This is a genomic window from Mesorhizobium sp. ESP-6-2, from assembly GCF_020164675.1.
In the GTDB taxonomy this organism is placed as follows: Bacteria; Pseudomonadota; Alphaproteobacteria; order Rhizobiales; family Rhizobiaceae; genus Mesorhizobium.
In genome coordinates this window covers 155,710-175,765 of sequence record NZ_JAIUGT010000013.1, presented here as the reverse complement: position 1 = coordinate 175,765, position 20,056 = coordinate 155,710, and the positions used below count along the sequence as shown (strand labels likewise).

At 63.3% G+C, this 20,056-nt stretch carries 20 protein-coding genes and 1 pseudogene; 9 read left to right on the top strand and 12 right to left on the bottom strand.

Features of this window, described 5'->3' with window-relative positions:
• The first annotated feature begins 99 nt into the window (after nucleotides 1-99).
• The 3 genes from LB532_RS27970 to LB532_RS27960 are packed head-to-tail and all read left to right on the top strand — an operon-like array spanning nucleotide 100 to nucleotide 3,887.
• Nucleotides 100-1,026: a carbohydrate ABC transporter permease gene (locus tag LB532_RS27970; protein ID WP_140642006.1), complete on the top strand. Its 927-nt coding sequence runs from the start codon at nucleotides 100-102 to the stop codon at nucleotides 1,024-1,026.
• Nucleotides 1,026-1,883, top strand: a complete 858-nt coding sequence (locus LB532_RS27965) for a carbohydrate ABC transporter permease (protein WP_140642004.1) — start codon at nucleotides 1,026-1,028, stop codon at nucleotides 1,881-1,883. The genes LB532_RS27970 and LB532_RS27965 overlap by 1 nt, the downstream gene beginning before the upstream one ends.
• A gap of 21 nt (nucleotides 1,884-1,904) precedes the next feature.
• On the top strand, nucleotides 1,905-3,887 hold the full coding sequence (locus LB532_RS27960) for a glycoside hydrolase family 127 protein (protein WP_140642002.1): 1,983 nt from the start codon (nucleotides 1,905-1,907) through the stop codon (nucleotides 3,885-3,887).
• Here LB532_RS27960 and LB532_RS27955 read toward each other — a convergent pair.
• Entirely contained in the window at nucleotides 3,874-4,734 is an 861-nt protein-coding gene (locus LB532_RS27955) for a DUF1194 domain-containing protein (protein ID WP_140642119.1), read from the bottom strand. The two genes, LB532_RS27960 and LB532_RS27955, sit on opposite strands and share 14 nt — an antisense overlap.
• A gap of 472 nt (nucleotides 4,735-5,206) precedes the next feature.
• Between LB532_RS27955 and LB532_RS27950 the strand changes: the two genes are divergently transcribed.
• On the top strand, nucleotides 5,207-7,051 hold the full coding sequence (locus LB532_RS27950; RefSeq protein WP_224557498.1) for a BTAD domain-containing putative transcriptional regulator: 1,845 nt from the start codon (nucleotides 5,207-5,209) through the stop codon (nucleotides 7,049-7,051).
• A 52-nt stretch (nucleotides 7,052-7,103) separates the two neighbouring features.
• Here LB532_RS27950 and LB532_RS27945 read toward each other — a convergent pair whose 3' ends face one another.
• From LB532_RS27945 to LB532_RS27915, 7 genes are all read right to left on the bottom strand, one after another.
• Nucleotides 7,104-7,502, bottom strand: coding sequence for a DUF1801 domain-containing protein (locus LB532_RS27945; RefSeq protein ID WP_140641998.1), 399 nt, complete (start codon nucleotides 7,500-7,502; stop codon nucleotides 7,104-7,106).
• A 99-nt stretch (nucleotides 7,503-7,601) separates the two neighbouring features.
• Nucleotides 7,602-8,057, bottom strand: a complete 456-nt coding sequence (locus LB532_RS27940; protein WP_140641996.1) for a DUF1801 domain-containing protein — start codon at nucleotides 8,055-8,057, stop codon at nucleotides 7,602-7,604.
• An 11-nt stretch (nucleotides 8,058-8,068) separates the two neighbouring features.
• Nucleotides 8,069-8,281 carry a hypothetical protein gene (locus tag LB532_RS27935; protein ID WP_140641994.1) on the bottom strand — a complete coding sequence of 71 codons (213 nt, stop codon included), beginning with the start codon at nucleotides 8,279-8,281 and terminating at the stop codon, nucleotides 8,069-8,071.
• Nucleotides 8,282-8,314: 33 nt separating this feature from the next.
• Nucleotides 8,315-8,707 (bottom strand): VOC family protein, encoded by a 393-nt coding sequence (locus LB532_RS27930; protein WP_140641992.1) that lies wholly within the window; start codon nucleotides 8,705-8,707, stop codon nucleotides 8,315-8,317.
• Nucleotides 8,708-8,782: 75 nt separating this feature from the next.
• Complete coding sequence (locus LB532_RS27925) at nucleotides 8,783-9,214, bottom strand: SRPBCC domain-containing protein (protein ID WP_140641990.1); 432 nt, start codon at nucleotides 9,212-9,214, stop codon at nucleotides 8,783-8,785.
• Nucleotides 9,211-9,534, bottom strand: a complete 324-nt coding sequence (locus LB532_RS27920; RefSeq protein ID WP_140499215.1) for an ArsR/SmtB family transcription factor — start codon at nucleotides 9,532-9,534, stop codon at nucleotides 9,211-9,213. The genes LB532_RS27925 and LB532_RS27920 overlap by 4 nt, the downstream gene beginning before the upstream one ends.
• 130 nt (nucleotides 9,535-9,664) lie before the next feature.
• Nucleotides 9,665-10,396, bottom strand: a complete 732-nt coding sequence (locus LB532_RS27915; RefSeq protein ID WP_140641986.1) for a gamma-glutamylcyclotransferase — start codon at nucleotides 10,394-10,396, stop codon at nucleotides 9,665-9,667.
• Between the two features lie 228 nt (nucleotides 10,397-10,624).
• Between LB532_RS27915 and LB532_RS27910 the strand changes: the two genes are divergently transcribed.
• The 3 genes from LB532_RS27910 (at nucleotide 10,625) to LB532_RS27900 (ending at nucleotide 15,220) form a co-directional block, all read left to right on the top strand.
• Nucleotides 10,625-11,317 (top strand): DUF2270 domain-containing protein, encoded by a 693-nt coding sequence (locus tag LB532_RS27910; protein ID WP_140641984.1) that lies wholly within the window; start codon nucleotides 10,625-10,627, stop codon nucleotides 11,315-11,317.
• Between the two features lie 164 nt (nucleotides 11,318-11,481).
• A complete protein-coding gene (locus LB532_RS27905; RefSeq protein WP_140641982.1) occupies nucleotides 11,482-12,768 on the top strand; it encodes a DUF763 domain-containing protein in 1,287 nt (428 codons plus the stop codon).
• Between the two features lie 244 nt (nucleotides 12,769-13,012).
• Nucleotides 13,013-15,220 (top strand): cation:proton antiporter, encoded by a 2,208-nt coding sequence (locus LB532_RS27900; protein ID WP_140642118.1) that lies wholly within the window; start codon nucleotides 13,013-13,015, stop codon nucleotides 15,218-15,220.
• A 9-nt stretch (nucleotides 15,221-15,229) separates the two neighbouring features.
• Here LB532_RS27900 and LB532_RS27895 read toward each other — a convergent pair whose 3' ends face one another.
• On the bottom strand, nucleotides 15,230-15,373 hold the full coding sequence (locus LB532_RS27895) for a hypothetical protein (protein WP_181167671.1): 144 nt from the start codon (nucleotides 15,371-15,373) through the stop codon (nucleotides 15,230-15,232).
• 198 nt (nucleotides 15,374-15,571) lie between these two features.
• Nucleotides 15,572-16,405 carry a methyltransferase domain-containing protein gene (locus LB532_RS27890; protein WP_224557494.1) on the bottom strand — a complete coding sequence of 278 codons (834 nt, stop codon included), beginning with the start codon at nucleotides 16,403-16,405 and terminating at the stop codon, nucleotides 15,572-15,574.
• A 468-nt stretch (nucleotides 16,406-16,873) separates the two neighbouring features.
• Here LB532_RS27890 and LB532_RS27885 point away from each other — a divergent pair, with 468 nt between their 5' ends.
• Both LB532_RS27885 and LB532_RS27880 read left to right on the top strand, forming a co-directional pair.
• Nucleotides 16,874-18,625 (top strand): carbamoyltransferase, encoded by a 1,752-nt coding sequence (locus LB532_RS27885; RefSeq protein WP_140641980.1) that lies wholly within the window; start codon nucleotides 16,874-16,876, stop codon nucleotides 18,623-18,625.
• A gap of 8 nt (nucleotides 18,626-18,633) precedes the next feature.
• Nucleotides 18,634-19,245 carry a sugar transferase gene (locus LB532_RS27880; RefSeq protein WP_140641978.1) on the top strand — a complete coding sequence of 204 codons (612 nt, stop codon included), beginning with the start codon at nucleotides 18,634-18,636 and terminating at the stop codon, nucleotides 19,243-19,245.
• A 32-nt stretch (nucleotides 19,246-19,277) separates the two neighbouring features.
• Here LB532_RS27880 and LB532_RS27875 read toward each other — a convergent pair.
• Both LB532_RS27875 and LB532_RS27870 read right to left on the bottom strand, forming a co-directional pair.
• Nucleotides 19,278-19,415: pseudogene (locus LB532_RS27875) on the bottom strand (IS630 family transposase); the annotation flags it as partial.
• Complete coding sequence (locus LB532_RS27870; RefSeq protein ID WP_140641976.1) at nucleotides 19,403-19,924, bottom strand: hypothetical protein; 522 nt, start codon at nucleotides 19,922-19,924, stop codon at nucleotides 19,403-19,405. The pseudogene LB532_RS27875 and the gene LB532_RS27870, both read right to left, overlap by 13 nt.
• Between the last annotated feature and the right edge of the window lie 132 nt (nucleotides 19,925-20,056).

The window sequence follows — 20,056 nt, the reverse complement described above, 5'->3', positions numbered from 1 at the left end:
TCGTTCTTGCGTCGGCGCACTTCGCAGAGGACCCACCCCCGGCCTTCGGCCGGCCCCTCCCCTCAAGGGGGAGGGAGACGCCGCACCCGGAGACCACGCATGACCACCATCACAGCAACCACCGCCCCGCCCCGCGCCCGAAAACTCATCGGTGCCGGTCGCCGGCAATGGATCGGACTCATCTACGTCGCGCCGGCTGTCGCGCTGGTCATGGTGTTCTTCGTCATCCCGCTCGGCATGACGGCGTGGATGTCGCTGCACAACTGGCCGCTGATGGGCGGGCACTCCTTCATCGGCCTCGACAATTACGTGGCGATCCTGCGCGACACCAGGTTCTGGAATGCACTGAAATTCACCGGCTACTACACGGTGATCGTCACCATCGCGATCTTCGCCGTCGCCTTTCCGCTTGCCATCTTCATCGAACGGCCACGTCCGCTGACCAATCTCTACCGCACCGCCTTCTTCATGCCGGCCGTGGTCGGTTTCGCCTCGGCGAGCCTGCTCTGGTCATGGCTGCTCAACGTCGATGCCGGCCTGTTCAGCCCGGCCGCCTACAACCTCGGCCTGATCGACAGGAAATTCAATCTTCTGGCTACCTTCCAGCCCGCCTTCTGGTCGATCATCGCCATGGTGGTGTGGAAGGTCGCCGGCTTCACCATGATCATCCTGATGACCGGCCTGCAATCGATCCCGCAGGATTTGCAGGAAGCGGCCGTCATCGACGGCGCCGGCCCGTTCGCAAGATTCCGGGCCATCACCTTGCCGCTGATGCGCCGCACGCTGGCGCTGGCCCTGATCCTGTCGGTGGCCGGCTCGGTCCTCGCCTTCGACCAGTTCTACATCATCCTGCGCGGCGGCCCGCGCAACCAGACGCTGACCGCGGTGTACTGGATCTTCAACCAGTCCTTCGTGTCGTTCAAGCTCGGCTATGGCGCGGCGCTCTCCATGGTGTTGCTTGTAATCCTTGTGGCGCTCAGCCTCGTGCAGCTCTGGCTGCTGAGGAAGCCCGAGGGCGTCGACTGATGGCGCAGGCAATGTCCGCTCAAGGCAAGCTCGCCGCCAGCGTCGTCAGGCACTCCACCGGCATCATCGCCTCGGTGCTGTTCGTGGCGCCGATCGTGTGGGCCGCGCTGTCGGCTTTCAAGCCGGCGCAGGAAGCGCGCCAGCCGCCGCTGCCGCCCTGGCCGACGACAGGCTTCTCGCTGGAAAACTACGCCACGCTCGACACGTTCGGCGACGGGCTCTGGGTCTCGGCGCAGAACAGCATCTACGTCTCCGTCATGACGGTGCTGGTCTCGGTCGTCGTCTCCGTGCTCGCCGGCTATGGTTTCTCGCGCTTCCGATTTCCGCTCAAGGACCTGTTCTTCGTCCTCATCCTGTCGACGATCATGATCCCGTTCCAGTCGATCCTGACACCGATTTTCCTGGTGCTGACCAAGCTCGGCCTGCACAACACGCTGACCGGGCTGGTCGGCGTCTATGTGACGCTGCAACTGCCGTTCTCGATCTTCATGATGCGCAACGCCTTCGACGCGGTGCCGCGCGAGATCGAGGAGGCCGCGCGCATGGACGGCGCCGGAAACGCCACCATGCTGTTGAAGGTGATGCTGCCGCTGGTCTGGCCGGGCGTCGTCACCATCGCGCTGTTCGCTTTCCTCGGCGCCTGGAACGAGTTCCTCGCCGCTCTGGTGCTGATGACCGACCAGTCCAAATTCACGCTGCCGGTGATGATGACCGCACTCCAGTCCGGCCGCTTCGGCGCCATCGACTGGGGCGCGGTGCAGGCGGGCGTCACCGTGATGATGGTGCCATGCCTGATCCTGTTCCTGGCTTTGCAGCGCTTCTACATCCGCGGCCTCATGGCCGGGGCCGTCAAGTAATCGATCGAATGGAGTAAGTTCATGACCGCATCGTCATCCGCCAGCCCTGCCAGCGCCTCCAGGCCCAAATTCGCCTTCCGGCCGCTGCCGGTGCCGCAGGTCGACGTGCACGGCTTCTGGGGCGACCGTGCCGACGCCGTCGCCGCGCGCACCGCCGACATCCTCTACGACCGCTGCGTCGAGGCGGGCATGCTGGAGCAGATCGATCCGGACCGGCCCTCGCCCGGCGTCGTCATCCCGTTCCATTCCCCATCGCCCGACGAGGCGGCCTCCCCCGGCTTCACCGGCTCGACGGTGACGACGCAGATGTTCTGGGACTCCGACTGGGGCAAGACGATCGAGACGGCCGCCTATTCGCTCTACCGCGCCAAGAACCCGGAGCTGGAGAAGAAGATCGACGCCGTCATCGACCTTTACGAAAAGCTGCAGCAGCCGGACGGCTATCTCTCGAGCTGGTACCAGCGCATCCAGCCCGGCCTGCGCTGGACCAATCTGCGCGATTGCCACGAGCTCTATTGCGCCGGCCACCTGATCGAGGGCGCCGTCGCCTATTACCAGGCGACGGGAAAGCGCAAGCTGCTCGATGTGATGTGCCGCTATGCCGACCATATCGCCTCGGTGCTCGGGCCCGAGCCGGGCAAGAAGAAGGGCTATTGCGGCCATGAGGAGATCGAGCTGGCTCTGGTGAAGCTCGCGCGCGTGACGGGCGAGAGCAAATACATGGAGCTGGCGAAATACTTCATCGACCAGCGCGGGCAGCAACCGCATTATTTCGACGAGGAGGCGCGCGCGCGCGGCGCCGATCCCAGGGCCTATCATTTCAAGACCTATGAATACAGCCAGTCGCACATTCCGGTGCGCGAGCAGGACAAGGTCGTCGGTCATGCGGTCAGGGCGATGTATCTCTATTCCGGCATGGCCGACATTGCCACCGAATATGGCGACGACAGCTTGCGGGTGGCGCTCGACCGGCTGTGGGACGATCTCACCAGCAAGAACCTCTACATTACCGGCGGGCTCGGTCCGTCGGCGCACAATGAGGGGTTCACCAGCGACTTCGACCTGCCCAATGAGAGCGCCTACGCCGAGACCTGTGCCGCGGTCGGCCTGGTGTTCTGGGCCAGCCGCATGCTCGGCATGGGGCCGAACGCCCGCTACGCCGATATCATGGAACGGGCGCTCTACAACGGCTCGATCTCGGGCCTGTCGCTCGACGGCTCGCTGTTCTTCTACGAAAACCCGCTGGAAAGCCGGGGCCGGCACAACAGATGGAAATGGCACCGCTGCCCGTGCTGCCCACCCAATATCGGGCGCATGGTGGCCTCCATCGGCAGCTATTTCTACAGCCTGGCGGACGACGCGCTCGCCGTCCATCTCTATGGCGATTCCACCGCTCGTTTCGACATAGCGGGCGTGCCGGTCACGCTGACGCAGGCGAGCCGCTACCCTTGGGACGGCGCGGTCGCCATCACCATCGAGCCGCAGGCGCCGGTCGCGTTCACCCTGCATCTACGCGTGCCGGCCTGGAGCACGGGGGCTGCGCTGAAGGTCAATGGCGAGACCGTGAAGCTCGAGGACGTCACCAGCGACGGCTACGCCGCGATCCGGCGCACATGGAAGAAGGGCGACAGCGTCCGCCTCGATCTCGAAATGCCGATCGAACGGCTCTACGCCAATCCGCAGGTGCGCCAGGACGCCGGCCGCGTCGCGCTGTCGCGCGGCCCGCTGATCTACTGCGTCGAGGCGACCGACAATGATGGCAGCCTGCACCGCATCGCATTGCCGCGCACCGCAAACATCGAGGCGCATGACGAGCCGAACCTGCTGGGCGGCGTGGTGACGCTTTCGGCCACGGCACAGGCCGATGCCGATGACGGCTGGCAGGACCAGCTCTACCGCTCCGACCCGCCCGCCACCAGGCAGACGCGGCTGACCGCCATCCCCTATTTCGCCTGGGACAACCGCGAACCCGGCGAGATGCTGGTCTGGCTCAGGGACGGGTGAGGAGCGAGGGGCGGGTTTCTCTTGCACCGCGCCCGTCCCCACGCGACGGCGATTGTGGATCGGCATTCATGCTTATCTCGGTCACCAGCTTCCGGCGAAGAGCGGTGGTGTAGTCGTTTGGCCCCGTCGGCGTCATGACGAAGGCCTCGGGACCGCCGATGACGGCGTCGGCAAAATAGGATGCCAACTGTCGGTTGGGGAGTTTGTCTTGCACCGGAAGGGCGATCGCATTGATCGTATATCCCTTGCCGATGGCGTTCAGCCTGCTCGGCTGAACGGGAAGCCCGTCATTGTTCTCGCCATTGCCAGAGATGTCGATCACCTTCTTTGCCGCCTTCCCCGGAAACTGGTCGAGCAACAGACTTCCAACGTCGATGGCAGCGGACAGGGATGTTCCGCTTCGCCCCCTGCGGATAACCCCGGTATCGCCCCTCTTGCTGATCACCAACGCAGCCGCTTCGGCATCTTCAAGCCCGCAGATGCTTGTCCATGGCAGCACGACACGTGTGTGTCCCGGACTCGACCATTCGAAATAGGCCACGCCGATGCAGCCGACATAGTTGCGGGTAATGGTCGCGATGATCTCGGGCGAAGTGAGTGCCGCGGCATGTCCCTGCCGTTGCAGGTCGGCAATGGCCGGATCGATCGAGCCTGAGAAATCGACCGCGAACACGACGGCGACATCGACGTTGGCGGCATGCGCCGGCAGCACCCACAACCCTGAAGCAGCAACTGCCGCCGCCAATCTCAGGAATGCGCTGGCCCCCTTTGCCGGCTCTGCGGCTGATCGTCCGGCCCGCCCTGGAAGACGGCCCCCAACTGCACTTCCGAACATCTCGTTCTCCATCTCATTATGGCCGGCAAGGATCATCACATTCCCCCACTTGATATGAACTGACGGCCGGATGCGCCCGCCGCGGGCGCCCGGCGCGACATCGCTACGGACAGGATCGCTCCGAGAACCATTGCCGCCCCCAATGCGCCTGCGGCGGAATTTCTCCTTCTCAATCAATGACCACGGCCTGAGTGCGGGGGCACGGGAAGGAGCGCTTCGTCCGCCTTCTTAAGCGATGTCTAATTGACCTGCCGTCACGACAGCGTTTGAATGCGCGGCCGCGCGGTTTGCGCAGCGTTAGTTTTGAGTTAGAATTCCGTCAGGTTGGGGGGCCGCTAAGCGGCGCAAAAATACGAATGGGGTAGTCACAAATAAAATCTCACTCTTCGGCGGCTTCCGGATTGAAAGCGAAGCTCTCGGGCCGCTATGGCTGACCGGAAAGAGAGGTCCGGCGGTCATTGCCTACCTTACCCGGTGTCCGGGTATGACGGCGACGAGGGAGAGGCTGGCTGACCTGCTGTGGGGCGACAGCGACAGCGAACACTCGCGCAACAGTCTGCGGCAATCCCTCAGCGTCCTGCGCCGGGATCTGTCACGAGCGGGTGTGGATCTCATCACTTCCCGGAAGGAATTGATCGGCCTCAGGCCGGACGCTGTCCGGGTCGACGTCGAGGAGTTTGAATCGGGACTCTCTGTCCGTTCCGCGCACGAGCTTGAAACGGCCCTTGCCCTTTACAGCGGCCCTTTTCTCGATGGTTTTTACCTGGGGAGCAGTGCTTTCGATGACTGGGCCGCATCGGAACGCGACAGGCTGCTGAGCCGCGCGCTTGAGTCCTTCGAAAAGCTCGCCCGTTTCGTGGACGCAGAAACCGGGCTCGCCCTGGCTGACCGGATTCTGGCCATGGAACCAACACGGGAGGAGTCCTATCGGCTGAAGATAGAACTGCTGGTTGCGTGCGGCCAACGCGAACGGGCGATGCGGACATACGAAGCCTGCAGGAGCATGGTGAAGAAGGAGTTCGGTGTCGACGTCGGCCAGGAGACGCGAGCGCTTCTGCAATCCCTGCAATCGGTCTCCAATCCGGCGCCGAATATGCAGCCGGCAGATGGTGCCCCGGCCGGCCAGCGCCCCGGACGCCCATCCATCAGCGTTGCCGGCTTCGTCAATCTGACGGGCAAGCGAGGCGACGACTTTTTCGCCAGGGGGCTTGTCCAGGACATCACCACCGCGCTCTCCGAGGTCGCAGACTACGTCGTGCTCTCCGGAATTGCGCCCCTGGAAAAGAGCGGCCAGGGCAAGGAAGCCAAAATGCAAGGAACACTTCGGCCGCGTTATACGCTGAGCGGCAGCATCCAGCGATCCGGCGAGGAATTGAGGGTAAACGTCCAGCTTGTCGACGCCGCGGACGGTCACAATGTGTGGGCCCAGAAATTCGACGGCCAGTCCCAGAATGCCCTCGAATTCCAGGACAGGATCGCACAATCGGTTGTTCTGGCCGTGATTCTCGAACTTCAGCTGACCAACTGGAAAGTTCGCGACAAAAGCCCGCCCGGTCCCCCTGAAGTACGCAGGTTGGTCAATGAAGCTCTGATGAAATATTTCGAGATGACCCGGGACTCGCTGTTGGTCGGCATAGATCTTGCCGAGAAGGCCCTTGCGCTCGGTCCTGACAATGCCCGCGCACAGCGGACGCTCTCCATCGTAATCTCCATGGGGGTGGCTTTTGGCGCGCTGCCTCGCGAGCCGGGGCAAATCGAATATGCCCTCGCGCTTGCGGAAGCCGCGGTAAGGGCGGTGCCCGACGATGAAATCGCCAGGTGCATCCTGTCATTCGCGCTCGAAAGTTTGGGCCGTATTGACGATGCGATGGCCGAATGTCGGCATGCGATCAGCGTCAACCCAAGCTATCCCTCGGGGCACGGCGACATGGCGATGCTCTTTGCCTTGCGTGGGCAGGTCAGCGAAGCCCTGCACGAGGCCAATGAGGCGATCCGGCTCGGGGCGCATGACGTCATCGATTTCTGGCGTCACCTCAGTCTGGCTGTGGCACTGTTTGCCGACGGAAACGACCGACGGGCGCTCGAAGTCGCGCGAAAAGTGGTCAGGATCAAGCCGGGTTTCGTTCGCGGCGCCCTTTACTGGGCCGCAGCGGCGGCGGCGACCGGAAACAGCGAGGAAGCCTCCCGGGCCATCCACCATTGCCTGTCGCAGCTTCCGCATCTCAATCTGAACAATGTCTCGCCCGGCTTCGTGCCGCGCTATGTGAACGACCGCCACCACTCGCGATTCCTCGAAATGCTATCGAGAGCCGGCCTTCCGAGTTCCTAGAGCTATTCCAGGAAAAGTGGGCCGTGACGGACAAGAGAGCTGTCCTCCCGGATCAACGTCGGGCCTCGGACTTGTTCAAGGCCACTGCGGCGCGGATAAGCGCCTTGAACGTCTCCTCGTCGACCTCCTCGCCTTCTTGGAAATCGATGGCGCGCCTGGTGTTTCCTTCCAGGCTGGAGTTGAACAGCCGCGACGGATCGGGCAGCGCCGCACCCTTGGCGAAAGTCAGTTTGACGACACTCTTGTAGGTCTCGCCGGTGCAAATCATTCCGGCGTGCTCCCACACCGGAACCCCTCGCCACTTCCACTCCTCGACCACTTCGGGGTCGGCCTGCCGGATCAGGCCGCGCAGCCGGCCGAGCATCTCGCCCCGCCAGTCGCCGAGTTCCTCGATCCTGCCGTCTATGAGCTGCGAAGGAGACCTGCCTTCTGGCGACCCGCTCTTCGTCATGTCCGTTCTCCTTCAGGCTTGAGGGCGATCACCGCCCCGTCCGCCCGATCATAGGCGCTCTGTCGCGCGCGGCAAATGCCGGGGCCCGGCACGCAAATCTCACATCCGTTCGCCGGGCAATCGGCTCGCCTGCTTCACCCAGTCGGTGAACTGGGCCTCGTCGAACTCGTCGTCCTCATGAATATCAAGGTAACGCGTGTCCTTGCTCTTGGACTGGCCAGGCGGCACCGGGCACAGCGACATGCCGCGAAAGAAGGCCACCTTTATGTATTTCGTGAAGCAATGAAAGCTGAGGAACCAGCCCTCGCCTTCCACGCCATAGAAGGGCGAGTTCCATTTGACGGCCTTGCGCACATCAGGCACGGCACGCTCGATGAGCGCGTCGAGGCGGCCCCCGACCTCCCTCTTCCAGCCCGGCATGGCCGCGATGTAGGCCTGGACGGGGGCGTTGCCTTCGCCCTTGGCGATCTGCGGGTTACCGCCAGAAAGCAGGACCGGACCGGCGGTTGCAGGTCTGGCGGCGCCTTTGGCTGATTGTCCCTGCGTCTTCGCCATCCATCCCGTCCTTACTGCCGCCCGTTAAGCCGCTTGGCAGCGTATGGCAGCACGAACATGTAGAGGCCGCTGAACAGCAGCAGGAACAGCGGCAGCAGCGGCGAATAGACCACCCAGGCGGGCGGCTGTCCCAAGCCCATGGCGACGAAGTTGGCGAGGACGGTCCCCGTGAAAATGATCGACAGCCAGCGATGCGTTTGCCGGACCCATTTGTTCCAATCCATGATACCTCCTCTGGAAATAAACGAACGCCTGCCTTACCAGCGCGCCAGCTGCGTGATCTGGATGAGGTTGCCGCAGCTGTCGTTGAGCTGCGCAATGGTGGAACCGGTCACTTCGGTCGGTGCCATGGCGAAGGCCCCGCCCCGCGCCTTGATGCGCTCGTGATCGGCTTTGATGTCGTCGGTGAAGAGCATCAGCGCCGGCTGGCCCTGCTTGAACAAGGCCTGCTGGTAGGCCCTGGCCGCGGGGTTGTCGTTCAGCGCAAGCTGCAGCTCGGTTCCCTCAGGCTCGTCCGGCGAGGCCACGGTCAGCCAGCGAAACGGACCGTTGCTGAAATCGGCCTTCTTGGTGAAGCCCAATACGTCGGTGTAGAAGGCAAGTGCCTTCTCCTGATCGTCCACATAGACGCGGGTCAATTTGATCTTCATCGCATATCCTCCATAGGTTTCGTTTGCTCCGGGCCGCCCTCGAACGGCCTCGCCATGAACTCCGGCCGGCGGGTTTCAGTCCGTCCGTGCCAGGAGCTCTTCCAGCTTCTCCAGGAATTTCGGCCATCCCATCTTGGCGCCGCCATAGGCCCGCCTCTGCTCGGGCCGGAAACCGGACTGCTCCATGCGCAGATGGGTTCCGGCAGGCGTCGGGGTGAGCGTGAAGGTCACCACGCTCCTGAGATCGAAGGCCGGGTCCTGGTGCGCGAGGTTCCAGGTGTAGGACAGCGTCTTGTGCGGCTCGACGGCAAGCACCTCGCAATCCAGCACGCCGCCCCAGTCGGTGCTGATGTTGAAGCGATGGCCCACGACCGGATTTAAATCGTTCTTCATCAGCCACTCCTCGATCAGATGCGGTTGCGTCAGCGCGCGCCAGAGCTTTTCCGGCGGATGCGAAATCTGCCGCTCGACGACGACAGTGCGGGTCTCGGCGGCACTGTCGTTCACTGGTCCATCCTTTTGAGCAGATCCTCGAGATCGTCGAACCTGCTTTCCCAGAACCCGGCCATCTCACGCGTCCAGTCCATCAGCGGCGCCAGTGCGCCGAGTTGCGCGCTGTAATGCGTCTGACGGCCTTCATGGCGGTCGCGCACCAGCCCGGCCTGCTTCAGCACGCCAAGATGCTTCGACACGGCCGGCTGCGAGACCCCGGACTGGATCGTCAGCGCTCCCACCGTCTGCTCTCCCTGGCGGCACAGCCGTTCGAAGATGGCGCGCCGTGTCGGGTCGGCAAGCGTCCTGAAGAGCGCATCATGAGCATCCGGCATTTAATCGATAACCCGTTGGCTATTGATTTGACGTATAACCGTCGGGATATATGTTCGTCAAGCGGAAGATTTGGAGGGCCGGGAAAGCGTCCGGAACTTCCGGGTCGCGCTGCGCTGGGAACGCCGATCGCTAAACCGTGGCGTGGACGCGGTTGATCTCCTCGGCCACCAGCGCCTGCAACTGCCACAGATTGCGATCGCGAATGCCGCAGGCGTCGAGGTGGCGAATGGTCTCGAACAGATATTGCGCGCCCGAGCCCCAATGGCCAGCGGCCCGGGCCAGCGTCGCCGCAATCGCCCGTTTGTCCAGCCTGCCGACATAGCGCGCATTGGCGGGATCGACGACGAAGCCGAGCGCGCGGCACATGCCGCCCTCGGTCCTGACCCGCAGCCAGCGCGGCACGTTGACGGCGGGCAGGATGGTCATCTCGCGGCGCAGCAGCGCTTCGAGATTGTCGGCGACCGGCTCCGCGATCTCGAACACCATGCCCTGGCATTGGCCACCACGGTCGAGCGCCATCATCAGGCCGGGCTGCTCGATCGTGCCGCGAAACCGCTGCACGGTGAAGCAGAAGGAGCGGTGCCAGCCAGTCGCCACCGCGCGCTCGCCGCCCCTCACCTCGCCCGCCGGCTTCCATAGCAGCGAGCCATAGGCGAACAGTCTCAGCGGCCCGGCCGGCGCATCGCCCAGGATTTCGTCGCTGAAACGTGCATAGTCGGCATCGGTCATGTAGACCATGCCCGGCGTCGGCCCGGCATCCTCGATAGAGCGCAAGGTGCGGGCGACCAGCGCCTCCGTCAGCGCCATCGCCGCGCTTCGAGCCGTGGACTGTGAACGTGCGGCGGATGTCGGCCTGTTCATCTTCGTACTCCAGCCTCGCCGCCATGTTGCCCAAGGCAAAGGGATTCTCAAGAGCCAGAGCCACTCGGACGCGGACTCAGAAGCTGAGCGAACCTGCCTAAGCGTTTGAAAAGCCTCGGCGCACCGCCGTCGCGATAAAATTGGCCGAAAGTCCGCCTGGGTCGGCGCCATCCGCCGTCGGCGGAACGAGATCGCCTTCGAGGCGTTCCATTAGGTTGGGAGGGAACTATGAACGATGCGCCGGCAACGCCCGTCGGCAGGACGCTTTCGCCAAGCGAAATGGTCACCGTGATGTCGCATTTCCATCGCGCCGAGATTGCGCGCATGGCGGGATGGCGCGACCGTATCGATAGGACCAGCAATTGGGCGATCACAGTCGTGGCCGCGATGCTGTCGGTGTCGCTGTCGACGGCCAGCGCCCATCACGGCGTGCTGTTGTTCGCCATGCTGCTGGTGCTGCTGTTGCTGTGGATCGAGGCGCGGCGCTACCGCTTCTTCGATGTCTACCGCGCTCGCGTGCGCCAGTTCGAGCGCCACTATTTCGCGCAGATCTTCTCGCCGCAGCCGGACTTCGCCTCGGACTGGCTGCTGATCGTCGGCGAAAGCCTGCGCACGCCGAAATTCCTGGTCTCGCAGCGGGTGGCGCTGGCGCGCCGTCTGCGCCGCAACTACATCCACATGATGCTGATCCTGCTGCTCGCCTGGATCCTCAAACTGTCGACGCCCAGCCTGCTCGACCAAACCGCGCCGGTCGGTTTCGTCGGCACATTGCGCGAGGCCGTCAACGCCGCCGCCCTGGGTCCCGTGCCCGGCCTGGTCATCGTCACGCTGGTCGCCATCCTCTTTGCCGGCCTGCTGGCCGTTGCCTTACTGACGCCCGACGACAACGGCGAACTCTCCTTCGGCGACGTGCATGTCTAGTCCGCGATGGACAAAAACGCTTTGCGAACAACCAGGTGACACGCCATCCTGAATCAAACCGCGAATGAGCGTCTGTGTGCCGGCTTGGAAAATAGCCGCATGGATGCCATCTAGAGGGAGAGAGAGCCGGTCCTCGGCCGGCCGGCCACGGAGCATCGAAACAAGTGACGCAGCGAAGCGGCAGCGCCGACCTGCCGCTGCATGGCGGACGGGTCCCGAAATGGCTGGGCGACCGCATGACGCGGCTCGGCGCCGTGCTGTGCGAGGCGATCATCCACCATTATGGCCGCGACGAGCTGCTGCGCCGGCTGGCGCATCCCTTCTGGTTCCAGTCCTTCGGTGCGGTGATGGGCATGGACTGGCATTCGTCCGGCATCACCACCAGCGTCATCGGCGCGCTGAAGCGCGGGCTGACGCCGCTGTCGGGCGAGCTCGGCATCCATGTCTGCGGCGGCCGCGGTTCCCATTCGCGCAAGACGCCGCATGAGCTGGAAATGATCGGCGAGCGCGTCGGCATCGACGGCGCGGCCCTTGCCACAGCCAGCCGCCTGGTCGCCAAGGTCGACAGCGCCGCCGTGCAGGACGGTTTCGACCTCTATCTGCATGGTTTCATCGTCACCGACGACAGCCGCTGGGTGGTCGTCCAGCAAGGCATGAACGGCGACAGAAGACAGGCGCGCCGCTATCATTGGCTGTCGGAGGGCTTGAGGAGTTTCGTCGACCAGCCGCACGCGGCGATCGAGGGCGAGCGGCAGGGCGAGATCGTCAACCTCACCGACCATCGTGCCGAGGCATCGCGCAGCGGCCAGCTCGACCTCCTGCGCCGGCTCGGTCCCGACCGGATCGTGCGTGAATTCACGGCCATCGAGCCCGCGACGGCTTCGGCAAAGCGCGACAGTGCACAGCCAATGCTGCCCAACCTGGTCATGCCTGCGCACCATGACGTGCGCGAAAGCGACATCGTCATGCGCCGGCTGCACGGCAACATCTCCGCCGCCATCGAGAGCGGTCCGACGGATTTTCCCGAATTGCTGCTGGTGCCGGGCGTCGGCGCCCGCACCGTGCGGGCGCTGGCGATGGTGGCGGAGGTGGTGCATGGCGCGCCGTGCCGCTTTTCCGACCCGGCGCGCTTCTCGCTGGCGCATGGCGGCAAGGACCGGCATCCCTTCCCGGTGCCGCTGAAGGTCTATGACGAGACCATCGCCGTCATGAAGTCGGCGGTCGCCAAGGCCAAGCTCGGCCGAGAGGAGGAGCTTGGCGCCTTGCAGCGGCTCGACGGCCAGGCGCGGCGACTGGAGCGCTACGTCACCGGCCCGAGCCTGAAGGAGATCGTCGCCGGCGAGTTCGACCAGTCGCACCTGCTCGGCGGCCGCAGCGTCTTCGGCCCGGAGCCGCCGCCCGCCCCGCCGGCGCAGCCCTTGCCGGCAGCCGGTCCGAAACGGTCGGGCTAAGATGTGTCGCGCAACCTTGCGCAGCCTTGCACGTTTATAGCAGCGATGCGTGCGGACCTGATCCGATCCTGCCGGAACAGGCCAGCCCTGCCGAACGGGAACAGTGTTCCGGAAATCATCTATTGAGGGCTGGATGGACCGGCAGCGCCTGCAAACGACATCTCTCCTGGCCGTCTTGACCATCGCCGCCTTTGCCTCGCCCTGCCCGGCCTGGGCCGCCCAGACAAGCAGCCACGCAGCGGGCATGGGCGGTTCGGCGGAGGGCGTTTTCGTCGCCGAGATCGTGCTTCTGCTTCTGGTCGGGCGTGGCCTGGGCGAAATCTTCCAGCGCTACGGCCAGCCGGCGATCATGGGCCAGCTGATCGGCGGCATCCTGCTCGGGCCTTCGCTGTTCGGCTGGCTCTGGCCGGGCGCGCAGCAGCTGATCTTCTCGACCGACCCCGCGCAGAAGAGCATGATCGAGGCGGTCTCCCAGCTCGGCGTCCTGCTGCTTCTGCTGCTCACCGGCATGGAGACGGACCTGCGCCTAGTGCGCCGGGTGGGCGCGGCGTGTTTTTCGATCTCGGTCACCGGCGTCGTCGTGCCCTTTGCCTGCGGTTTCGCGCTGGCGCAGTTCCTGCCCGACACGCTGCTGCCCGACCCCGGCGAGCGCGTCGTCGCCGGGCTCTTCCTTGGCACGGCCCTGTCGATCTCCTCGGTCAAGATCGTCGCCATGGTGGTGCGCGAGATGAACTTCATGCGCCGCAATCTCGGCCAGGTCATCATCTCCTCGGCCATCATCGAGGACACGATCGGCTGGCTGATCATCGCCGTCACCTTCGGCATCGCCACCAATGGCAGCCTCCAAATCGTGCCGCTGGTGGTAACGGTGGCCGAAGTGGCGCTGTTCATGGTGTTCTCCTTCACCATCGGCCGCCGGCTGGTGTTCACGCTGATCCGCTGGAGCAACGACAGTTTCCGCAGCGAATACGCCGTCATATCGGTCATCCTGATCATCATGGGCGTTATGGCGCTGATCACCAATCTGATCGGCGTCCATACCGTACTCGGCGCCTTCGTCGCCGGCATACTGGTCGGCGAATCCCCGATCCTGTCCAGCCACATCGAGAGCCAGTTGCGCGGCGTCATCACGGCACTCTTCATGCCGATCTTCTTCGGCATGGCCGGGCTTTCGGCCGACCTCACCGTGCTGGCCGACCCGACGCTGGCGCTGCTGACGCTGGCGCTGGTGCTCATCGCCAGCATCGGCAAGTTCGGCGGCGCCTTCATCGGCGGCCGCTTCGCCGGCATGACGCTGAAGGAGGCGACCGCCGTTGGCAGCGCCATGAACGCGCGCGGCTCGACCGAGGTGATCGTCGCCTCGATTGGCCTGTCGATGAACATCCTGTCCCACAATCTGTTCACCATGATCGTCACGATGGCAGTCATCACCACGCTCGCCATGCCGCCCATGCTGCGCTGGGCGCTCGGCCGGCTGCCCGTCGAAGACGCCGAGAAGCAGCGCGTCGACCGCGAGCTGCTCGACGAGCGCGGCTTCGTCTCCAAGCTGGAGCGGCTGCTGCTGCTGGTCGACGACAGCCCGGTCGGCAAGTTCACCGCCTATCTCGCCGGCCTGGTCGGCGGCGGCAGCGGCATGCCGACCACGCTTCTCCACCTCAAGGACGGCAGGCTTGCCGGCCCGGCCCGCGACAAGGGCCCGGAGCGCGCCTTGAAGGAGGTCAAGAAGGGCGCCGCCAGAAGCGCCAAAGCGGTGAGCAAGGCCGAGGACACGCCGGTCGAGAAGGTGCATCTCACCGCCCGCAGCGAACGCGAGGCGACCGCGCAGACAATCGCCGAGGAGGCGCGCAAGGGCTACGGCCTGCTGCTGGTCGGGCTCGAGGCCATGCTGACCGAGAAGGGATCGTTCACCGAGGCGCTCAACGACATGACCAGCGGCTTCGACGGTCCGCTCTGCCTTGTGCTGAACGGTGCCGGCGCCGGGGGCAAGATGCCGGTGCTGCGCGCGGGCACCACCATCCTCGTTCCGGTCAACGGCACGGAAGTGTCGCGACGCGCCGCCGATTTCGCCCTGGCGCTGGCAAGGCCGCACCGGGCGCGGGTCAAGGTGCTCTATGTCTCGCAGGCGCGCAAAGGCGCCCGGCAAGGCACCGTTTCGCACCGCCGCGAGGAGGCGGTGCTCAAGGACGTGGTCGATCTCGCCGACCGCTACGGCGTCGCCGTCGATACCGCGATCCGTGCCCGCGCCACGCCCGACAAGGCGATCGCCAGGGAAGTGGCCAAGGGGGCGGCGATGGTGGTGATGGGCGTCACGCAGCGGCCGGGCGAGGAACTGTTCTTCGGCGACACCGCCATGGCGGTGCTGGCCGCCGTCGCCTGCCCGGTCGTGCTCGTGGCAAGCGACCGCATCCGCGCCGAAGCAAGGCCCGAGGCGGCGGCCGAAACCGGCGCTTAATGGCTGTGTCTAAAGGCCGAAGAACTGCCTGCCGATCACATAGCCCAGCGCCACCACGGCCAGCGGGAACAGCGCCGGCGCGACCTTGCCGAGGACCGAGCCTTGCTGTTCTTTTGGTGGCACATAGCGTGCATTGCCGAGATTCTTGGTCATTGCGTACCCCCGCGCGAACCAATTCATTAGCGGATGCTTATTAACAACACGGCCGAATTAACGGTTCGCGAAGAAATTCGCTCGAAAGCCGGCGATTTGAGTGGAGAGCTGGCGAAGGCGGCTTGGCTCAGTCTCGATCTCGGAACCGAGTTTGCCCGGGCCTCGCAGTGCCGCGGCATCGGCCGTGGCAGCCGACCGCTAAATCCGGCAGACCGTCATGACGAAGAACTCGCGGTAGCAGAAATCGGGATCGTCGAGCAGGCGATCCGGCCGCTGCTTCAGCTCCCGCCAATAGGCCTGGTCCGCGTCAGGCAGGGCATAGCCCGGCGCGACGCTGGCAAAATAGGCCAGCAGGTCGCGAACATAGTCGCGCGTGAAGCGAGGCGCGGGCGCCCAGCGCTCGACCAGCCAGCCCTTGCGGCTGACGACCTCCAGGCCCGCCTGCCGCAGGCGCGCCGGAAGCGTCGAACCGCAATCGGTGCCGAGCACGCCCCGGTCGCGAAACCCCTGCAGCCTGGCGGCCATGAAGCGCGCCAGCAGGGCCCGGTCCATCGGCAGGATCTGCAGGATGGTCGAATCGAAATCCTTGACCGCGAGGATGCCGCCCGGCTTCAGCACGCGCCTGGCCTCGCCGACGGCAAGCTCGAACTCGGCCGGCGTCAGATACTGCATGACATTGCCGGACCAGACGCAATCGAACGATGCGTCTGCGAATGGCAGCGACAGGATGCTGCCGACATGCGTCGCAATTTTCGGCGGTTCGGACAGCGTGCCCGCGAGCGCCTCGACCCGGGCGATGTTTTCGGGCGCAAGGTCGAGCGTGGCGATGAAGCCGGAGGGGCCGACGGCCCGGGCGATGAGCGGCAGGAAGCCGCCGCTGCCGCAACCGGCATCGAGCACGCGCCAGCCCGGGCGGATGCCGGCATCGAGCAGGGCCGCCTCATATTCGGGACGCGACGATTCGAAATGAAGATCGAGCCAACCGGCCTCGCTCGCTTCGTGGCCGGTGGACGTTTGGTTCCTGGCAGACAAATGACGACCCCCCATGGCGCGGCAGGGATAGAAGCGCACCCGACGGCATCGCGCAATGGCCTGCGAAGCTAAGTGAACTAGCGCCGGTGATTGCCCTCGTCAGTTGAAGGTTGGATGGCCGGAATGCGCCCTCACGTCGGACATTGAAGTCAGCGCTGCCACTGCCTTAAAGCGGACATAACAGGCGACTGTGCGGGAGGTCGTGGTTGCGCCATGAGCTGCCACTTGCTTTGGAAAGATCGAACGTCGCGATCGGATCAGTACCGCGACGTTCGACGAATTCGGGCGACAAGGCACGACTGGTGCGACAACGCTGGGCAGGCGGAAGTACTAAAGTTTCGCGCAAGTAGGGTGCGCATCGGCCGCAGCCGAGCGGAAGAGCAGACAGCAAGTCCCATATATCGTTAGATAGATGGCCAATGGAGACGCCTTCACCTATCGTTCCCGATGCAGTGGGAGGCGATCAACATGGCTGATTATTTTCTTGGTGTTTTTGAGGGCGGATACGATCCTTCCGCAGGTCTTGTTCGTTCAGGAAAACTGCTGGCGTTCGCGGAGGAGGAGCGGTTTCTGCGGAACAAGCATGCAAAGGGCTGCTATCCGACACAGGCAATCAAATTCTGCCTCGAACATGCCGGCATTGGAGCGGACGACTTAGGGAGTTTGGCCATAAACTGGGATATTCCCTCCTACACCAATGGCGCGATGCGAGAATTCTTCGAAGCGATGGGACGTGAATGGCCGCTCGACCGGAACACGATCGGTTGGCAAAATCGATTGCTGAGCCATTTCTCCGAGCAGAACGTAATCGATCGTCACATGATGGAATGGCGGCGCGCCTTCGGCACCGACAGGCTACCATCGATCTCCCCACTGCCGCACCACTATGTCCACGCGATGCAGGCTTATATGCAATCGCCATTTGATCATGGGTTGTGCCTAACGGTTGATGGATCGGGTGATCGGCATTGCACCGTCCTCTGGCATTGCGAAGGCGACCGAATTGTTCCGATATATGAAATTGCGATGCCGCATTCGCTCGGCTGGTTTTATGCCGCCGCCACCGAATATCTCGGTTTTGAAGCCTATGATGGTGAATACAAGGTCATGGGCCTAGCCGCCTATGGTCGTCCCGACGCAGAAATCCAAGCTGCCGTCCGGCGCATGATCTTCGAGGCCAAGGACGGTATCGGCTATTGCATCGACCCGGCGATGATTCACTATGGTCCGCACGGTTGGTCAAACCGCTTCACCGACAATTTTGCTACTCTGATGAACCACCGACCTAGAGGAGAAAGCGAACCGCTGACGGAATGGCATTTCAATTTTGCCTTTGCCGTTCAGGAAGCGCTGGAGGAAGCGACGCAGCGGCTCGTCCGTTGGGGGTGTCGGCAGACGGGCGCGACAAATTTGTGCATCAGCGGAGGCGTCGGCCACAACGTCAAGATGAACACGAAGCTATTCGAGCTCGACACCATCGGGCGTATATTTCCACATCCCCTGTGCAGCGACAGCGGGGCGGCGGCAGGCTCTGCCCTGGTGGCTTGCTGGCAGCGGACCGGCAGCCGACCTGAAAAGCTCCGGACACTGGCACTTGGCAATGAGGAAAGCGACGAGCAGATTGAAGATATGCTCAAACGCTGCGGCATCCCTTATTTCCCGTCCAATGACATTGCTAAGACAGTTGCGTCCGAATTGAGTCAGGGCCAGATCGTCGGTTGGTTCCAGGGTCGCATGGAGGCCGGTCCGAGGGCGCTCGGACAACGCAGCATATTGGCCGATCCGAGAAGGGTAGAGATGCGTGACAAGGTGAACGCCGTGATCAAGTATCGCGAGCCTTGGCGTCCGTTCTGCCCTTCGATGAAGGCGGAGGCCGCCGACCGTTATCTGCAGGCATGGGACGATGCGCCATTTATGGTGATCGCATTCCGCGCGAAGCCCGAGCTCAAGGAAGCGGCGCCAGCTATTGTGCATGTCGACGGCACGGCGCGGGTCCAACTTGTCCATCGAGATTCGAATCCGCTCTATCACCGGCTTCTCGATGCTTTCGAGGAACTCACCGGCGTGCCTATCCTTCTAAACACATCGTTTAACGTGAAGGGCGAGCCCATTGTCTGCACCGCAGTTGATGCCGTGCGTACATTCCACGGGACCGGGATGGACGCTCTCGCCATCGGCAACTTCATCATCCGGAAACCCGCACAGCCCCTGCCAATTTGATGCGCGCGATGAAGGGCCATCTGTATCGGACTGCAGACGTTGTCATCTCTCTACTTGCGCTCGTCGCTTGCGCGCCGATGCTTGTGCTGTTAGCCGCCGCCATCTGGGCAAGCATGGGACGACCGATATTATTTACGCAGTTGCGCAGCGGCAGGAACGGCAGTCTCTTCACATTAGTGAAGTTCCGCTCAATGACGAACGCCCGTGATTTCGAGGGGGCTCTGCTCCCGGACGCCGATCGCATGACGCCATTCGGTGGCTTCCTGCGCCGAAGCCGGCTCGATGAACTGCCCGAGTTGTGGAATGTGCTGACCGGCCGAATGAGCCTGATCGGGCCGCGGCCAATCTTGCCAGACACGATCGCGGCCTTTGGCGCAGACGGCGCGCATCGTGGATCGGTTCGTCCGGGGCTTACAGGGTGGGCCCAGATCTGCGGAAATTCGTCACTCAGCAATACGGACAAGCTGGCGCTGGACCTTTGGTACATTGAGCATCGTTCGCTGAGGCTGGACTTCACCATTCTGCTGGGAACGATCAAGCTCATGATTTTCGGGGAAGCCATCGACCACAGCCGGATTCGTGCTGCGTCGGGTCGGAAAAGAGGCGGCGTCTCGACCTGAAACAAGATGGAGCCGTCGACCCATTGTATCAATTTCAACGTTTGGAAACCGCGGTTTCGGGCGGCAATGATGTCGTCAGGCTTGACTTTCCAGATGAATGGTTGCGGGCTCTCGGCATTGTATTCGCGGATGAAGCGGCTGATAGCCTTGTCGTGTCTTAAATCGGCAACAACGGCTGAACAACTTTCCCACGGAGTTGATCGTTGTCAGCATGGAAGCGTCGAGTTGAAACCATCTTGCCGAACTTCGCAACATCGTCGTCGAGCAGTGCCGGAGCTGAACTCGCGGGCCAGATACGGCGACGATCTATGCCAAGCGACAGCAAGGAAGCTCGGAACGGCTTCGTTGCGGCGAAAACGACCTCCGCCGCGAATAAGGCCTCTTGCATCCGAGCTCCGTTGTCCATGCGAAGATAGATCACGCCGGGTATCGTTAGCGGCAAAAAAGGGACGACAGGATCCAGTATTTTGTTAACGACACGCGGATCGACCTGATTCAGAATGAGTGCTACGATGCCTGCTTGGCTGGCTCTGTAGGCAGAGCAGATTAACGTGGCAGGCGGGTTGCCGTTTGGAGTTGGCGCGATCTCTACTGCCGCCCACGGCCGCTTCTCTTCGGCAAAAAGCGGAGAAGACCAGGCAGCCGATAGATAGGGCTGATATGTTCTTCGGATTGACAATGATCCCCCAAATGCACCTGAGAATTGCCAAGTGGTCAGGTTACATTCTGGAAATCCCGCCGTACATATATCCAACGATGTATAGGAGGTTCTCAATGTTGCCGTGTATATTCTCTATGGGTACGCTGTCGT

Excerpts from the sequence above, each read along its gene's own strand:
- LB532_RS27930 (WP_140641992.1), bottom strand. The coding sequence starts at position 8,707 with ATGAAGATCAAATTGACCCGCGTCTATGTGGACGATCAGGAGAAGGCA.
- LB532_RS27920 (WP_140499215.1), bottom strand. The coding sequence starts at position 9,534 with ATGCCGGATGCTCATGATGCGCTCTTCAGGACGCTTGCCGACCCGACA.
- LB532_RS27910 (WP_140641984.1), top strand. The coding sequence starts at position 10,625 with ATGAACGATGCGCCGGCAACGCCCGTCGGCAGGACGCTTTCGCCAAGC.
- LB532_RS27895 (WP_181167671.1), bottom strand. The coding sequence starts at position 15,373 with ATGACCAAGAATCTCGGCAATGCACGCTATGTGCCACCAAAAGAACAG.
- LB532_RS27965 (WP_140642004.1), top strand. The coding sequence starts at position 1,026 with ATGGCGCAGGCAATGTCCGCTCAAGGCAAGCTCGCCGCCAGCGTCGTC.
- LB532_RS27900 (WP_140642118.1), top strand. The coding sequence starts at position 13,013 with ATGGGCGGTTCGGCGGAGGGCGTTTTCGTCGCCGAGATCGTGCTTCTG.
- LB532_RS27960 (WP_140642002.1), top strand. The coding sequence starts at position 1,905 with ATGACCGCATCGTCATCCGCCAGCCCTGCCAGCGCCTCCAGGCCCAAA.
- LB532_RS27970 (WP_140642006.1), top strand. The coding sequence starts at position 100 with ATGACCACCATCACAGCAACCACCGCCCCGCCCCGCGCCCGAAAACTC.
- LB532_RS27940 (WP_140641996.1), bottom strand. The coding sequence starts at position 8,057 with ATGGCGAAGACGCAGGGACAATCAGCCAAAGGCGCCGCCAGACCTGCA.
- LB532_RS27885 (WP_140641980.1), top strand. The coding sequence starts at position 16,874 with ATGGCTGATTATTTTCTTGGTGTTTTTGAGGGCGGATACGATCCTTCC.
- LB532_RS27880 (WP_140641978.1), top strand. The coding sequence starts at position 18,634 with ATGAAGGGCCATCTGTATCGGACTGCAGACGTTGTCATCTCTCTACTT.
- LB532_RS27935 (WP_140641994.1), bottom strand. The coding sequence starts at position 8,281 with ATGGATTGGAACAAATGGGTCCGGCAAACGCATCGCTGGCTGTCGATC.
- LB532_RS27945 (WP_140641998.1), bottom strand. The coding sequence starts at position 7,502 with ATGACGAAGAGCGGGTCGCCAGAAGGCAGGTCTCCTTCGCAGCTCATA.
- LB532_RS27955 (WP_140642119.1), bottom strand. The coding sequence starts at position 4,734 with ATGGAGAACGAGATGTTCGGAAGTGCAGTTGGGGGCCGTCTTCCAGGG.
- LB532_RS27915 (WP_140641986.1), bottom strand. The coding sequence starts at position 10,396 with ATGAACAGGCCGACATCCGCCGCACGTTCACAGTCCACGGCTCGAAGC.
- LB532_RS27950 (WP_224557498.1), top strand. The coding sequence starts at position 5,207 with ATGACGGCGACGAGGGAGAGGCTGGCTGACCTGCTGTGGGGCGACAGC.